This window comes from Ensifer sp. VA4, assembly GCF_055710065.1.
This window is the reverse complement of sequence record NZ_JBVQPO010000012.1, coordinates 190,247-205,087: the sequence shown is the minus strand read 5'-3', so window position 1 is coordinate 205,087 and position 14,841 is coordinate 190,247. Positions and strand designations below refer to the sequence as shown.

17 protein-coding genes are annotated in these 14,841 nt (G+C 64.0%); 7 read left to right on the top strand and 10 right to left on the bottom strand.

All coding sequences use genetic code 11. From position 1 onward, the window contains the following. Window positions 1-30 precede the first annotated feature (30 nt). The 3 genes from AC0C6X_RS21860 to AC0C6X_RS21850 form a co-directional block, all read right to left on the bottom strand. On the bottom strand, window positions 31-1,245 hold the full coding sequence (locus AC0C6X_RS21860; RefSeq protein ID WP_472955098.1) for a multidrug effflux MFS transporter: 1,215 nt from the start codon (window positions 1,243-1,245) through the stop codon (window positions 31-33). A 104-nt stretch (window positions 1,246-1,349) separates the two neighbouring features. Next, complete coding sequence (locus tag AC0C6X_RS21855) at window positions 1,350-1,982, bottom strand: histidine phosphatase family protein (protein WP_472955097.1); 633 nt, start codon at window positions 1,980-1,982, stop codon at window positions 1,350-1,352. 52 nt (window positions 1,983-2,034) lie between these two features. After that, on the bottom strand, window positions 2,035-2,787 hold the full coding sequence (locus AC0C6X_RS21850; RefSeq protein WP_472955095.1) for a pyridoxine 5'-phosphate synthase: 753 nt from the start codon (window positions 2,785-2,787) through the stop codon (window positions 2,035-2,037). A 451-nt stretch (window positions 2,788-3,238) separates the two neighbouring features. On the opposite strand from AC0C6X_RS21850, the gene AC0C6X_RS21845 reads away from it, so the two are divergent. From AC0C6X_RS21845 to AC0C6X_RS21835, 3 genes are all read left to right on the top strand, one after another. After that, window positions 3,239-4,351: a hypothetical protein gene (locus AC0C6X_RS21845; RefSeq protein WP_472955094.1), complete on the top strand. Its 1,113-nt coding sequence runs from the start codon at window positions 3,239-3,241 to the stop codon at window positions 4,349-4,351. Window positions 4,352-4,842: 491 nt separating this feature from the next. Further along, complete coding sequence (locus AC0C6X_RS21840) at window positions 4,843-5,520, top strand: MerR family transcriptional regulator (protein ID WP_173517110.1); 678 nt, start codon at window positions 4,843-4,845, stop codon at window positions 5,518-5,520. A gap of 212 nt (window positions 5,521-5,732) precedes the next feature. Then, window positions 5,733-6,407 carry a spermine/spermidine synthase domain-containing protein gene (locus tag AC0C6X_RS21835; RefSeq protein ID WP_472955093.1) on the top strand — a complete coding sequence of 225 codons (675 nt, stop codon included), beginning with the start codon at window positions 5,733-5,735 and terminating at the stop codon, window positions 6,405-6,407. Between the two features lie 23 nt (window positions 6,408-6,430). Here the strand turns inward: AC0C6X_RS21835 and AC0C6X_RS21830 are convergent, their stop codons facing one another. Then, the gene (locus AC0C6X_RS21830) at window positions 6,431-7,558 is read right to left on the bottom strand and encodes an ATP-dependent DNA helicase (RefSeq protein ID WP_173517113.1); all 1,128 of its coding nucleotides are present in this window, start codon (window positions 7,556-7,558) and stop codon (window positions 6,431-6,433) included. Window positions 7,559-7,569: 11 nt separating this feature from the next. Then, entirely contained in the window at window positions 7,570-7,749 is a 180-nt protein-coding gene (locus tag AC0C6X_RS21825; RefSeq protein WP_173517114.1) for a hypothetical protein, read from the bottom strand. A 210-nt stretch (window positions 7,750-7,959) separates the two neighbouring features. On the opposite strand from AC0C6X_RS21825, the gene AC0C6X_RS21820 reads away from it, so the two are divergent. The 4 genes from AC0C6X_RS21820 to AC0C6X_RS21805 all read left to right on the top strand — a co-directional run bounded on the left by AC0C6X_RS21820 (window position 7,960) and on the right by AC0C6X_RS21805 (window position 11,021). After that, window positions 7,960-9,054, top strand: coding sequence for an AbrB family transcriptional regulator (locus AC0C6X_RS21820; RefSeq protein ID WP_173517115.1), 1,095 nt, complete (start codon window positions 7,960-7,962; stop codon window positions 9,052-9,054). A 209-nt stretch (window positions 9,055-9,263) separates the two neighbouring features. Further along, a complete protein-coding gene (locus AC0C6X_RS21815; RefSeq protein WP_173517116.1) occupies window positions 9,264-9,638 on the top strand; it encodes a COG4315 family predicted lipoprotein in 375 nt (124 codons plus the stop codon). Then, window positions 9,622-10,176, top strand: a complete 555-nt coding sequence (locus tag AC0C6X_RS21810) for an RNA polymerase sigma factor (protein WP_247958304.1) — start codon at window positions 9,622-9,624, stop codon at window positions 10,174-10,176. Before AC0C6X_RS21815 ends, AC0C6X_RS21810 begins: the two co-directional genes overlap by 17 nt. Beyond that, the gene (locus tag AC0C6X_RS21805; protein ID WP_247958305.1) at window positions 10,173-11,021 is read left to right on the top strand and encodes an anti-sigma factor family protein; all 849 of its coding nucleotides are present in this window, start codon (window positions 10,173-10,175) and stop codon (window positions 11,019-11,021) included. Before AC0C6X_RS21810 ends, AC0C6X_RS21805 begins: the two co-directional genes overlap by 4 nt. A 39-nt stretch (window positions 11,022-11,060) precedes the next feature. Here AC0C6X_RS21805 and AC0C6X_RS21800 read toward each other — a convergent pair whose 3' ends face one another. The 5 genes from AC0C6X_RS21800 to nthA all read right to left on the bottom strand — a co-directional run bounded on the left by AC0C6X_RS21800 (window position 11,061) and on the right by nthA (window position 14,727). Then, window positions 11,061-11,906 (bottom strand): glycosyltransferase family 2 protein, encoded by an 846-nt coding sequence (locus AC0C6X_RS21800; RefSeq protein ID WP_247958306.1) that lies wholly within the window; start codon window positions 11,904-11,906, stop codon window positions 11,061-11,063. A 31-nt stretch (window positions 11,907-11,937) separates the two neighbouring features. Further along, a complete protein-coding gene (locus tag AC0C6X_RS21795; protein ID WP_247958307.1) occupies window positions 11,938-12,933 on the bottom strand; it encodes a glycosyltransferase family 2 protein in 996 nt (331 codons plus the stop codon). Window positions 12,934-13,071: 138 nt separating this feature from the next. Continuing rightward, window positions 13,072-13,446, bottom strand: a complete 375-nt coding sequence (locus AC0C6X_RS21790) for a nitrile hydratase accessory protein (RefSeq protein ID WP_247958308.1) — start codon at window positions 13,444-13,446, stop codon at window positions 13,072-13,074. Beyond that, window positions 13,433-14,092 (bottom strand): nitrile hydratase subunit beta, encoded by a 660-nt coding sequence (gene nthB / locus AC0C6X_RS21785; RefSeq protein ID WP_472955089.1) that lies wholly within the window; start codon window positions 14,090-14,092, stop codon window positions 13,433-13,435. Before nthB ends, AC0C6X_RS21790 begins: the two co-directional genes overlap by 14 nt. Then, window positions 14,089-14,727, bottom strand: a complete 639-nt coding sequence (gene nthA, locus AC0C6X_RS21780; protein ID WP_247958346.1) for a nitrile hydratase subunit alpha — start codon at window positions 14,725-14,727, stop codon at window positions 14,089-14,091. Before nthA ends, nthB begins: the two co-directional genes overlap by 4 nt. Between the last annotated feature and the right edge of the window lie 114 nt (window positions 14,728-14,841).

The following is a 14,841-nucleotide window of genomic DNA, read 5'->3' as shown; positions in this document are numbered from 1 at the left end:
CGTCCCACTCCCGTCACCGCCTGGGGTGGCCTACCTTACGGCCTCCACCGGCGAGGCATCCGCCCGCACCGCGATCTCCGAAAGAACAAGTGCGCTGATGCCGGCAACGAAGAACCCGGCGGACAGATTGAGCGTCGTGCCGTCGTAAAAGGCGCCCATAGCGATCGCGAACAGGGTGGCGATCAGGCTCGATCCGGAGGCGATCAACGAGGCACCGAGACCCGCAACCTGACCCAGCGAGCGCATGGCCATGGCGTTGAGGTTGCCGAAAAGCACCCCGATCGCGAAGAAGGCCGCAAAGCCGAGCACCATCAGCACCGTCAGCGGCGGCCGGCCGGCCCAGGAGGCCGATACCACCAGCATGGCAAGCCCTGCCGTTGCCAATCCCAGGAAGCCGTAACGCGCCATCGCTTCCGAACCGAAGCGTTGCACCAGCTTCGCATTGAGGAACGAGGCAAGCCCGATGCCCGCGGCGAGCAGGGCAAAATAGAGGGGAAAGGTCTGTCCGATCCCGTAGGCGTCGAAGAAGAGGTCGGCCGCCGTGCTGAGATAAAGGAGTTGCGCGCCGAAGACGAGTCCGGTCGCCAGGATCAGGAGCGTCACGCGCCGGTTTGCGAGGATACGCCGTCCGTTCGATACGAGAAGCCGCGGGCGAAAGGGGATGCGCTTGTCTTTCGCCAGTGTTTCCGGCTGCCGCATCACCAGCCACAGCCCGAGAAGGCCGGCCGCCGCGAGGTAGACGGCAAAGACGCTGCGCCAGCCACCGACGGCGATGATCCCTTGCGCCAGCGTCGGGGCCAGCATCGGCACCAGAATGAAGAGCGTGAACATGAAGGACATGACGCGGGCCATGGCATCGCCTTCGAACTGGTCGCGGATCATCGCCCGCGTCGCGATCTTCGGTCCGGAGACGCCGACGCCCTGAAGGAAGCGGCCGAGGATCACCATTTCGAGCGAGCCCGCCACCAGGGCAACGACCGTCCCGACCGCATAGACGCCAAGCCCCAGAACCAGCGCCCTCTTCCGCCCCATCGCATCGGAAAGCGGCCCCAGCAGCAACTCACCAAACGCCATGCCGAGAATGAAAAGGGAGATGACGTGCTGGGTGGAAAGCGGCGGCCGGACGCCGAGATCCGTCCCAATCTGGCGCAGGCCCGGCAAGAGCGCATCGATGCTGATCGAGGTCAGCGAGGTCAGAAGCGCATAAAGGACGATGCGCTCGCGGAAACTGGTGGGGAATGTCATTGGCCGCATTCGAGGGAGAGGATGGGCCCTACCTATAGCAGACCCGCGCCAAAATTATAGGCGACCGAGAGCCTCGGATTACCTGTCGTGCGGCCTCAAGGATCTTACGATGACTTGAAGCTCAGATGCGACGCATCCGCGAGACTGACAACCGCCCGGCTCCGAAAGAAATCGTCCTGGCGCAGATGCGTGATGCTCCCGGATTTCGCCGGGAAACTCAGAAAGCCTGCGGCCTCGATCGGAACCTTCATCCAGGCGGCGATGACGAGCGTAGGCGTGAAGCCGTGCGTGACGATGATCTGCGCATCGCAGGACCGCTCGACGATCGCGTCGACGCAAGGATAAACGCGCAGCGCGACATCACGACGGGTTTCGGCGCCCTCGATGCCGCAATCATGGTCGAGCCGATTGTCGTCCGGCGCCGGGGTGTAGCGCGCCTCGAGCCACGGCTGGGGCTTGCCACCCGCGACGCCATAGCTGATTTCCCGGAGGGCAGCCGTTTCCATCACCGGCCGTTTGAAGCGCTTTGCTATGGCAGCAGCCGTCTGGGATGCACGGCGCAGATCGGAACTATGGATCTCCACGTCCCTTTCGCCAATCAAAGCCATCAGCCGTTCGGCCGTTGCCTCCGCATCCTGCCTGCCGCAGTCAGTCAGATCCGTGTCGTACCAACCACCCACCCTGCCCTCCAGGTGATGGACGGATTCGGTATGGGTGACGACGAAGAGATCCTTCATGGCATCGCTCGGGGACGCAAGGCACGCTCGCAAACAGAGCGCAGAGGTCGCCTCAGACCTCCTGCCCGCAGGCGCGGCGGAAGCGGCGTACCGTTTCGGCCATGCCGTATTCCAGCGCATCGGCCGTCAGCCCGTGACCGATCGAGACTTCGGCAAGATTGGGGATGTGCCGGGCGAGCAGCGGCAGGTTCGCGACCGTCAGGTCGTGCCCGGCATTGACATCGAGTCCAAGGCTTGCAGCGATCGCAGCGGTGCGGCCGAGTTCACCGGCGATCTTCTCGGCCCTGGCCGGATCGTCATAGCAGCCGCCATAGGGGCCGGTGTAGAGTTCGATGCGGTCGGCGCCGGTCTCCTTGGCAATCCGCAGCGCCTCTTGATCTTCGTCACCGTCGGCAAACAGCGAAACGCGAAAACCCTTCTTCTTCAGCCGGCCGACGACATTGCCGAGGAGGTTGTGGTTCTTGCGGAAATCCCAGCCGTGGTCGGAGGTCGCCTGCGCCGGATCGTCCGGCACCAGCGTCACCTGCTCCGGCCGGTGCGCCTCCACTAGGCCTAGGAACTCCTCGTTCGGATAGCCTTCCATGTTGAATTCCGTCTCCGGAAACGCCTCGTCGATCAGGTCGCGGATCGGCTGCAGATCGGTGAAGCGGATGTGGCGCTGGTCGGGACGCGGATGCACGGTGAGACCGGCAGCCCCCGCTTCGAGTGCGATGCGGCCAAGCGCAGTGACGGAGGGCCAGGGCAGATCGCGCCGGTTGCGGAGCATTGCGACGGCATTCAGGTTCACGGACAGATTTGCAGGCATGTCTGAACTTTCCAGAAAGTGGACCCTGGCGGGCCCGGACGCAGGCAATGTAGTTGCAATGTTCTACTGCATAATTGCTGAAACCAGAAACGGTTTGAGGTCCGATTATGCAGCAATTCCAAGGAGGTTGCGCGCGCGGCGATGCGACGATTGCGCGCGGTTCGTTTGCCCGTCTTGTCTTGACCAAGTCTTGACAATCAACGCCTCTAATATGCGAGAAGGCTCAATGACGAACGGCGAAAATGGCCGGGTGGGCTTCCGCTGCCATCTGCCACAGGGAGAACCGCCGCAATTATTGCGTTTATTTCAGAAATACCTCAAACCTGCGGCCTGCTACCCCTGACAACCACCTTTTTTTGGGCTTAACTTTCCGAATCAGATCGAATGGCCCCGCCCGCGCCTCGATCGCATTTCATAGATTTTTACTCATATGACACTGGAGCAAGAACGGATGACGACGGTCGAAAGACCCTGCGACGAGACGATTCGGCGGGCCCTCCGTCGGATCCTCGAAAGCAAGGCTTTCGCGCGTTCGGAGCGCCTCAGGGCCTTCCTCGCCTATGTGGTCGAGAAGGAGATGGCCGGCGAAGGCCATCAACTCAAGGGCTATTCGATCGCGATCGACGTCTTCGGCCGGCCCCAGGCCTTCAACGCCGACAGCGACCCGCTCGTGCGCGTGCACGCCGGCAAATTGCGCAAGCTGCTCAAGGTTTTCTACGAGGGCGACGGTGCCGACGACGAATGGCGGATCGCCATTCCCAAGGGAACCTATGTTCCGGAGTACCAGCGCGTCCGCAACGAGGAAGAGCATCAGGCAGAAGTTTCGCCCCGCCAGCCGAAGCTGACGAAACGGCGCTTTGCCGGGCATCGGCCCGCCTGGCCGCCGGCGCCCTTCTCCTCGCCGCTCTCGGTGCTGACCGTTCTGCCGCTGCTTCTCTTCGCGCCGATGCCCTCGCAGGAAATGACGCTGGACATCGACGCGCAGGCAAAGCTCTTCAACGCGCGCCACGCGACCGAGCGGGTGCTGCCCTCCGTGCAGGTGAAGGTGACCGGCGCGGACAACGAGGACGCCAAGGCCTTCGCCACCGCGCTCCGCCTTGCGGCCCAGCGCCACAAGACGCTGGCCCGCGCCACCGATGGCGACACCGGCCGCCCCGTTTCGCGCAATTCCGACCTGTCTTTCACCGTGCAGGTGGCCTGGTACGACGCCCCGGCGCAGGGGATCCGCGTCACCCTCTCCCATGATGGCGAGAATATACCCCTGCGCCAGGACTTCATCACCTGGAAACGGCTCGCGTCCGAGCCCGACCTGCTTTATGAGAGCATGTCGCTGGCCACGGAACTGTTTTCGCTCGACGGCGAGATCTACGAGCACGCCCGCCAGGAGCAGATCGAAAGCCCCCTCATGGGCTGCATGGCCGCCACCCAGCGCTATCGCAGGCACCTGACCCGGGGCGCCTTCGAGGAGGCCTGGTCCTGCCAGCAGAAGCTGTCGCCACTGCGCGGCGACGAACCGCTGTTCATCCTCAGCTCCAACAGCCCGCTCAAGGTCATCGGTCACTGACCGCGCCGGAGTGCGGCGCGCCTGTCGATACGCGCCAAGACCACAGCAACACCTTGAATTACTGCATGTTTCCCGAGGTCGGCGGCGACGGGAGCAAACAGGCGATCGCGACGGCACTACCAATTGGCGAAACGGCCGTCAGCCTACAATATTAAAGACTGGTCATATATTCGATTCGCGTATAACGTTGCACGCATGCGTTGGGAATGGATGCCTGGTTGCTCGTCAGGCAAGCATCGAGGTCCTGAGTAAACCGCGTCGTCCAAGCGGGATGCCCCAGCCGAGCAGCAGGCATTGTCGTTGTCGGTCAACGAGTGCCTCAGCACGCGGACGCGTTCCGCACATTTGAGAGACCCGGTGATCGCCGCGCTTCCGGACGCGGACTGCGTGCACCCTGGGTCGGCCTCGATCCAGGTCACCGATGCGGAAAATCAAACGTTACAGCGACAACGCGCCGGATGGGCGCGGCCTGTAAACCGGGGACGATCGATATGCCGCGAGACCACTGGAAATACGAAGGCATGCTCGCCGCGCCCGACCGCGGCGGCTTCCTGCCCATCCTTCCCCTTCCAAATCACGACCCGACGGCCCCGCTGGCGATCGCCGACATGGCCGATGCCTTCGGCGTCACCCACCGCACCCTGCACTTCTACGAGGAGAAGGGTCTCCTGACCGCCGCCCGCATGGGGCCGATGCGGGTTTACAACGAAGAACACATCCGCCGCATGGCCGTCATCAACGCCTGTCGCGAGATCGACATGCCGATCGCCACCATCCTGGAGCTTCTGACCGGCCTTGCCGGCACCGAAGAACAGGCCGATGCCGACCACTTGTTTCGCGAGGCGCTTTTGGCGCGGCGCCGGGAACTTGCCGCCCAGCAGGCAAACCTGCGCCGCCAGATGCAGCGCATCACCGAGCTGCTCGAAACCAGCGACGGCAGCGGTGCCGCGGGCGATGATGGGGACCATGTCCACCTTTCCCCGATCGAAAGCGAATGCCTGACCTTCATGGCCGAAGGCTATCCGGCCTCGCGCATCGCCGGCCTGATGGAGATGGATGTCGCAGCGGCGCTGACCCTCGAAGCCGGCATCATTCGCAAGTTCGGCGCCAACAACCGCTTCCAGGCGATCGCCAAGGCCGTCATCGCCGGCATGATCTCGGCGGAGTGACCGAGGCGCCCCCGCGGCGGCTCTCGCCTTTGCCCATGCGCTCGCCGGCGTGAACAGTGCTGCCGCGCCCGGAATGAAGGAAGGCCCAAGCCTGCCGGCGGCCGGTCGTGGCACCCGTTCGCGCGCAATTCTCCCGGTTGACCGATAATGTGATGTCTTCAACGCCACGCTCATGTTACGAGGCGCTGAAACGACTGAAGTGAGATGCCCCGATGCTTCCCTGGATCCAGCTAGACCGCGCAACCATTCCCGGAGACGGCGACGAGTTGCGCCTGAAGCAGCGCGGCCAGGAATTTTCCATCATGCTCGGCTCGACCGAGTTGATGAACAGCCGGCTGAGCGGTTCGGAAGAGGCGCTGGCAACGCTCGCCTACGAGCGGATCGCCGGCGGCAAGAACCTGAGCATGCTGATCGGCGGCCTCGGCATGGGGTTTACCTTGCGGGCGGCCCTCGCTGTGCTGCCGGACGATGCCCGCGTCACCGTCGCCGAACTGGTGCCGGCCGTCGTCGACTGGGCACGCGGCCCCATGGCCGATCTTCACAAGGGCACGCTCGACGACCCGCGCGTTACGATCCATATCGGCGATGTCGGCGCCCTGATCCGCTCGAAAAAGGCCGCCTACGACGCCATCCTGCTCGATGTCGACAACGGCCCGGACGGTCTGACCCGCCCCTCCAACGACAGCCTCTACAGCCATACCGGCCTTCGCGCCGCCCAGGCAGCACTTCGGCATGGTGGCGTGCTCGCCGTCTGGTCGTCCGCGCCGGACAGCGCCTTTACCCGCCGCCTGCGCGAGGTGGGTTTTGCCACCGACGAGGTGAATGTGCGCGCCAATGGCAAGCGTGGCGGTGCCCGCCACGTGTTGTGGATGGCGACCAAGCGCTGAAGCGCCCCTTCCCGTCGCCGCCTCTAGCGAACGATGGTCAGCCGCTCCGCCGCGCGGGTGATCGCTGTATAGAGCCAGCGCTCGCGGGTGTCGCGGAAGGCCCAGCTCTCGTCGAACAGCACGACGTTGTTCCACTGCGAGCCCTGCGCCTTGTGCACTGTCAGCGCATAGCCGTAGTCGAACTCGTCGTAGCGCTTGCGCGTCTGCCATGGGATCTCGCCCTCGACATCCTCGAAGGCGGCCTTCAACAGCTTGATCTTGGCGGCACCGCGATCCATGTCGTCGTCTTCCGGCCGGATCATCAGGTTGATGCCGGGCTTCACCGTTTCCTTCGACGAGCTCATCACCTGCCACAGCGAGCCGTTGAGCAGGCCCTTGGCCGGATCGTTCCTGAGGCAGACGAGCTTGTCGCCGGACTGCGGATAGTCGCTGGTGAAGCCCTTGAGCTCGCGCAGGCGCTGGTTGTAGCGCCGGCGGGTCCGGTTGGTGCCGACAAGCACCTGGTCCGCTTCCAGCACCAGTTCCTGGTTCACCTGCCCGCGGCCGATCACCTGCGTGGTGCCATAGTCGCCATGCATGATCTCATTGCCTTCGCGTACCTGCATGGCGAGCTGGATGATCGGGTTGTCACGCGCCTGGCGATGGATGTCCGTCAGCAGGTAGTCCGGCTCCTGATTGGTGAAGTAGCCGCCGCCCGAAACCGGCGGAAGCTGGCCCGGATCGCCGAGCACCAGGATCGGCGTGCCGAAGCTCATCAGGTCCTTGCCGAGCGCCTCGTCGACCATCGAGCATTCGTCGACGATGATCAGCGCGGCTTTCGCGACCGGGCTCTGGCGGTTGATCGCAAACATCGGCGCGATCGAGGTCTTGCCGGTTTCCTCGTCGGAAACCTCTTCCTCGCCGCGAGGACGATAGATCAGCGAGTGGATCGTCTTGGCGTTGCTGGCGCCCTTGGAGCGCAGCACCTGCGCGGCCTTGCCGGTGAAGGCGGCAAACAGCACCTCGCCATCGACATGCTCGGCGAAATAGCGCGCAAGCGTCGTCTTGCCGGTGCCGGCATAGCCGAACAGCCGGAAGAGCGGCGAGCGGCCTTCTTTCAGCCACTGCGAAACGGCCTTGAGGGCCTCATCCTGTTGCGGTGCGAACTGCATGAGGTTGAGTGTCAGGATTCGGGCGGCACAAGCAAGCCCGGATTTATGGGCTGCGCCGATGCTGCGACGGCCGTTTGGAAGGCGTTTTTCGGCAACTGAGAAAATTGCCACGCAAAATCAATGTCTTTTCGCCTGATCGCGGCTGTCCGGCCGTTCGGATCAGAGATGTTTTGTTCACGTTTTTTTCTCATAACCGGCCTTCAATCACACGGCCGCGGCAGCGCTCCGCTCAATTTCGGCTGCCGATGGCTGTGGCACTTTCTTGCCGTGCCCCTTGAATGCAACGCCGCATTGTTGCTAACGAGCGGGACGGGATGGCGCTGCAGTGCAGACCATCGCTCGAAGCCCGTTGAGGCCGGCCACGAATGGCCGCTCCCGCCTTTTCCGGGCCATGCCGGAGAATGCCCGTGACGACCGACAAGCTAAAAGCCGCGTCCCCTCCGGAAAAGGTCGGCATCGGACGGCTGGCGCCGTGGCTGCAATGGTGCCTGCTTTCGGCCTTCTCGCTCGTGCTTGCCACCTGCTTCGAATTCATCGGCCTTCCCGCCGGGCTGCTGATGGGGCCGATGCTCGCCGCAGTCCTCGTCGGCATGAATGGCGGCACGATCCGCCTGCCGCGCCAACTGTTTTTCTGCGTACAGTTCATCCTGGCGATGATGATCGCCGGCGCCATGACGCCGGGCATGCTCGCAACCTTCTCCGGCAACTGGCCGCTGTTCCTCGCCGTCATTCTCTCGGTCATCGCCGTCAGCACGCTCTGCGGCTGGGTGATCACCCGCATGCGCATCCTGCCGGGCACGACGGCGATCTGGGGCTCGTCCGCCGGCGCCGCCTCGACCATGCTCTTGATGGCCGATGCCTACGGGGCGGATGCCCGCCTGGTCGCCTTCATGCAATATCTGCGCGTGATCTTCGTCGCCAGCACCGCAACCGTGGTGGCGCATATGTGGGTCACCGGTGCGGAAGCCGATGAGACCACCCATTGGCTCGCGCCGGTCGCGGGCCTCCCCTTCCTCGCCACCATCGCCGTCGGGCTCGGTGCTGCCCTCGCCGGCCGCTTTTTGCGCGTGCCGGCGGGCGCCTTTCTGCTGCCCTTCCTCCTCGGCGCCGTGCTGAACGTCACCGGCGTCATGACCACGGTGCTGCCGCAGTGGCTGCTGGCCTTCTGCTTTGCGCTGCTCGGCTGGAACATCGGCCTTGGCTTCACCCGCCAGATCCTCATCCACGCGCGCCGCGCCCTGGTGCCGACCGTCCTCTCGATCATCGTGCTGATCTCCTTCTCGAGCCTGCTCGCGGTGCTGCTGATCAAGGTCGTCGGCATCGATCCCCTCACCGCCTATCTCGCCACCAGCCCCGGCGGGCTCGACTCGATCGCCGTCATCGCCGCCTCCAGCAATGTCGACCTTTCCTTCGTGATGGCGCTGCAGACCGCCCGCCTGCTGATCATCACCATGATCGGCCCGGCGCTCGCCCGCTTCGTCGCCGACCGGGCTTGAACCGCTCGCCGTCCGGCTTTGCCGAAACTGCCACCAGTTTTCCGGGAATAAATCCGCCGCGCACCGTGTCTCATGATCGGATCTGCAAGCATGCGGCTCTTGCGGAAACGGGACTAGAGCATCCCGCGGCCCCTGCGGCAACGGGACTAGTCTAGGAGGCATTTGCCCGTTTCCGGATACGAAAACCATCTTGAGGAAGGACAATTGCCATGAAAACGTTTCCATTGACGATCGCCATGCTGCTTGCCGCCGGCGCCACGGCGTTTGCCGCGCCACCGGTCAAGGAAGTCGAATCGGCCAAGGGCAAGGTACTGGCCGCCGAAAACGGCATGACGCTCTATACCTACAAGGACGACCATGGCGGTGTGTCCAGTTGCTACGACAAGTGCGCCGCGAACTGGCCGCCCTTCCTGGCGGAAGCCAGCGCCAAGGCCGAAGGCGCCTATACGCTCGTCGAGCGCAAGGACGGTAAGAAGCAATGGGCGAAGGACGGCATGCCGCTTTATTTCTTCGTCAAGGACAAGAAGATGGGTGACATTACCGGCGACGGCGTGAAGGGCGAATGGGATGTCGCAAAGCCGTAATGGCGGAAATGCGGATGCGGGGGGCGATCCCCCGGCATCCGACCGGTTCGAGGAGGATGTGCTGGCATTGGTGCCGGCACTGAGGCGCTATGCGCGCAGCCTCGTGCGTTCGGACCCGGACGGCGAGGACCTGCTGCAGGACTGCGTGGAGAAGGTGCTGGCGCGCCGCGCGCAGTGGCGTGGCGTCAATCTGCGCGCCTGGGCCTTCACCATCATGACCAATCTCGGGCGCAACCGGCACCGTTACCTCGCCATGCACCCGCAGGTGGCGCTGGACGAGGATCTGGGGCTCGAGGCAGAGAACCGCGAGAGCGATCCGCTCGAGCGCTCCAAGCTCGAACGGGCGCTGAACGGCCTTTCCTCGGAAAACCGTTCGGTGCTGATGCTCGTGGTGATCGAAGGGTATCGCTACCAGGACGTGGCCGAGATGATGGCCATTCCGATCGGCACTGTCATGTCGCGGCTCTCACGCGCCCGGCGCCAGTTGGCCGAAGCCATGAAGGACGACAATGTGATCAGCATGCGGAGACCGAAATGACGGAAGATTTCAACACCGTCTCCGAAGACGACCTGCACGCCTATGTCGACGGTTTCTTGACCCAGCGGGAACGGCAACGGGTCGAGCAATGGCTGGAGCGCAACCCCGCGCGCGCCGAGGAAGTCAGGCAATGGCAGGCGCAGGCGGTGGATCTCCGTGCGCTTTTCGCCGGCTACGCCCGCAGCGACGCACGCGACCGCGCCTTGCTCTTAAGCAGCAGCCATAGCGATCTTCCCCAGCCGAACCCGGGCAGGAACAACGGCAAGGACACAGGTTCCGCCATCCGCCGTCTGCGTGCCATCGCCGCCGGTCTCGCACTTTTTGCCGCCGGCGGGCTCACCGGCCTCTATGCACCCGCGCTGCTTTCGGCCGATCGCGGCGGCCGTGCGATTGAGACCGCCGACAGCCTGCCGCGACAGGCGCAATCGGCCTTCCTGGTCTATGCCAGCGAAGTGCGCCACGCGGTCGAAGTTGGCGCCGACGAGCAGAGCCATCTTGCCAACTGGCTCGGAAAACGCCTCGATCACCCGCTGTCGATCCCCGATCTCTCCTCGTTCGGCTTCTCCCTGGTCGGCGGCCGGCTGCTGCCGGTCAACGGCAAGGCGGGGGCGATGTTCATGTATGAGGATGGCACCGGGCGCCGGCTGACCGTTCTTCTCGGCCGCAACGACGACAACCGCGAAACCAGTTTCCGCATCGACAGCGCCGACGGCGTCGAGACCTTCTACTGGATCGACGGTCCGATCGGCTACGCCGTCACCGGCGAGGTGCCGCGCAACCTGCTGCAGCAGGTGGCCGACGAGTGCTACCGCCAGTTCGACAAGAGCGAGGCGACGGGAAGCTGAGGCGGCGACGTGCCGTCTCACTTGCGCGTTTTCATCCGCTCAGAAGAAGCCGAGCAGCTTGTAGCGGGTCTTGCGGCGCGCGTCGTTCCAGAACATGCGGAACAGCAGGAACCGCGTCCACGGCGACATCGGCGGCAGCTTGTCCTTCAGCCGATAACAGCCGACCGTATATTCCCAGCGCTGCGCAAATTTCTCCCTGAAGGTCTTGGCCCCATAGCGCTGAACCGACCCCGAACCCTCGATGAAATGGAACTCGGGCCCCTCCACATAGGCGACGAGATCGCGCACCACGAACTCCGTGATGATGTAGGAGGCGCCAGTCCAGGGATAGCTGAACTCGGCATAGCGGCGCAGCAGAATCTCGAGGCTGCCTTGCGAGCGATAGATGCCGTACACCCATTCCGACGGATAGCTGAGATTGCGCGGGATCTTGCCGTCGCGGATGCGTTGGGCAAAATTGAAGACGTCGCGGTTGGGCCTGGCAAGGCGCCCCTTGCCATTGTTGATCCGCCGGACGTCCGAAGTCCCCAAGAGCTTGGTCTCGTCCGCTTCGAGCGCGGCGACGAGGCGCGACAGGTAGTCGAGCGTCGAATAGTCGTCGCAGGCCCGGAGGCAGAAATATTCGCCGAGCTCGGTACCGAGGCGGAAGCACTTGAGAAAGTTCTCGTCGGCGTCGAGATGCACCTCGTTCTCGAGCACCTCGAAGCGAGGATCTTTGGCGGCAAAGGCCCTGGCGATCTCCAGCGAACCATCGGTCGACCGGTTCTCGACGATGATGGCGCGAAAATCCCTGAAATCCTGGTCCGCGATGCACTGCAGGCACTTTTCCAAGGTCTTCGCCCCATTGAAGACCGGAAACAGAACGACGAGTTTCGCCTTCTCCATTCTCACTCCAAGCAACTGGCCGGGCGGCGCTTCAGGCACGCTCGAGCCGCGTAATGAATCCGAGATCCAGCAATTGCCTCGATCCGGTAAAGCGCACCGATACGTCCGACGCCAATTGCAGGCCGCCGTCGTTTGCAATGCTCTCCTTGATCTTCACATAGACGGCAGAGGCATCGAAATATTGACCGCCTGCCGCCGCCGCGTCGACGACCTCGGCATAGTCGGCGAAGAACTTGAAATGCAAAAGCACGCCCATGGCGGCCGGGAAATTCCTGTCATAGGGCAAGGGCTGATGGATGCTGGGGCCGAAGCAGCACGCGCCGTCCCAGAACATCAGCGGATATTTGACCATTTCGAGGTCAGTGCCGAACTTGCGCTGGCGCGGTCCGCCCTTGACGCAAAAGGCTCGCTTCATCGCGCACATCGTATAGCCGGCAGCGTCGAAATGATCGGCGATCTCCCAGGGAGCCTGCTGCTTCAGCTTCTCGACGTCGGCGCGCTCGAGGTCGACCGGATACATGTCGAGCATGGGTGCCAGCAGGCGGCGCGCGCCCATGCGCTCCAGCGCCGGAATGAGCCAGCCGAGCCCGCGTTCCTCATAGCCGTCGTAGACGAGGTACTCGTCGGAATCGACATTGACGTACCACCGGCCGGTGCCATAACGCTCGAACAGCGTTTCCCGCCACTCGCGCCCGCGCCGCGCCTCCTTGAAACGGACGATGGACGACCAGACGTCGACGTCCGGCTGCGCCACCAGATATTCGCGCGTGCCGTCGGATGAGACGTCGTCAACGCAGATGAAGCGTGTTACCCCGAGCTTGCGGTAATGCGCCAGGAACGACGGCATCAGCTTGAGATCGTTATGGGTGATGAACATCAACGGGATATCGCCCGACCCCAAGGTCGCCGGCCCCCGCGCGTTGAGGCATGTCAGCTCGTGCCGGCGCTTCTTTTTCCTTTCCCGCCGGGCTATCCTTTTCGTTTCCAGCCATGTGCCGAGGCGCTGGAGCGGCGTTCTTCTGAACATGTCCGCCGCCGCCTCCATGGAGGAAAAAGGATATCGCGTCTCGCCCACGGCAAGCTCCGGATCGTTTAGATTAGCAGCCTCTACGTGAAAATCCGACTGCAATCAACTTGCGAAAGACTCGGACCGGAGCCTTCGGCGTCAGGGGCGCTCAGGATCGTTGGCGAGCACGATCGGCTGGCCATGCGGCGTCGCTTCCGCCGCCCGCTGCCAGCTCCGCGTCAGGTGTTCCAGCTCGCGGCCGGAGGCGATCGAGAGTTCGGTGACGAGGCGCGAGAGCGCTGCCACCCAGCAGTCGTAATAGTCGCTGGCGTCCGCCTTGCGGCCGGGCTTGTAGAGTTCGGCCGAAAGCGCCTCGGCCCATTCCGGCCAGGAGAACACGCCCTTTTCGTGCAGGCGCACGGTCATGGCGAAGGCGTTCGCCTGCCAGGGTTCGGCAAAGACCGGATCGCCCTCCGGCGATTTCGGCAGCTCAGCCGAGGCGACGAGCGGCGACACCACCTTACACGTGTTCAAGATAGCTCTCCCAGGCATCGACCGAGACCGTCAGCGTCGGGTCGACGCCCTCGCCCCAGATCTCGGGCCCATCGAAGACGACGGTATAGACCCATTGCGGATTTTCGCCGCGGCCATGGGCGTTATCATCCGGAAAGACGAAGGAGCCCTGCACCGCCTCCACCCGGCCGAGTTTGGCGCGGGCATAGCGCGGCAGGCGCGTATGGGTTTCCGGATTGAAATTCTTCGTGCGCACCCGGTCGCCAACGGTAAAGCGCGGCGCGGTCTCGACCGGACGGTCGCAGGGGCCACCCTTGGCGAGCACGCCGGCGACCATGTCGGCCTTCAGCACCCGCTTCGGGGTCGCCCCCTGTTCCAGCCTGTGGCCGGCGTCGAGTTCGGCCTGGCTCACGAAGCCGTGGCGCTTCAGCAGCGTCTCCAGCGCCCGCGTCCAGATCTCGTAATAGCTCGCCGAAAGATAGGTCGCCGGCGGCAGGCTTTCGCGCGCATGCCGGCTTTCGTCGATCGTCCAGGCGCCGAAGGCACCGCAGGAGAGCGTGATGCCGAGCGCCCGCTTCTCCCATTCCGCATGAAAATAGGGCTCGTCCTTTTCCGGCGCCACCGGCCCGAGGCCGTGTGCGCCGCCGAGATCGTGGGGGCCGTTCATCGGACCGCCTCCGCGGAAAGCGCCAGACCGGTACCGATCATGGAATCGCGCGTCACCAGGCCAGCCAGTTCCTCCTCGCTGAAGCCTTCGGTGCCCGCAGGCCGTTCCGGCACCACGAGATAGCGCAGTTCCGCCGTCGAATCCCACACACGGATACGGGTCGCCTCCGGCAGCGTCACGCCGAACTCCGAAAGCACTCCGCGCGGATCGATGACGGCGCGCGAACGATAGGGCGGCGCCTTGTACCAGACCGGCGGCAGGCCGAGCACGGACCAGGGGTAGCAGGAGCAGAGCGTGCAGACGACGAGGTTATGGGTGCCGGCCGTGTTGAAGACGGCGCGCATGTGCTCGCCCTGGCGGCCCGTAAAGCCGAGGCTGGCGATCGCTGCCGTGGCGTCACGCTTCAGCCACTCGGCGAAATCGGAGTCGACCCAGGCCTTCGCCACCACGCGCGCGCCGTTGCGTGGGCCGATCTTCATCTCGTAGGTCTCGACGATCGCATCGATCGCCGCCGGATCGATCAGCCCCTTCTCCGTCAGCACCGTCTCCAGCGCCTTCACCCGCGCTTCCATGTCGGTGAAATGGTTGTCGTGATGGTCGCGATCGTGGCCGTGGCCATGATGGTGTTCGGACATGCCTGGCTCCTCCGCCGGGAAATCGCTGTCATTACTACTGCATGTCTTCTTAAATCGAGCGCGATTTAAGGACAAAGACATGCAGCAAGTCAAAGGGCCACAGCGACCTTTGCG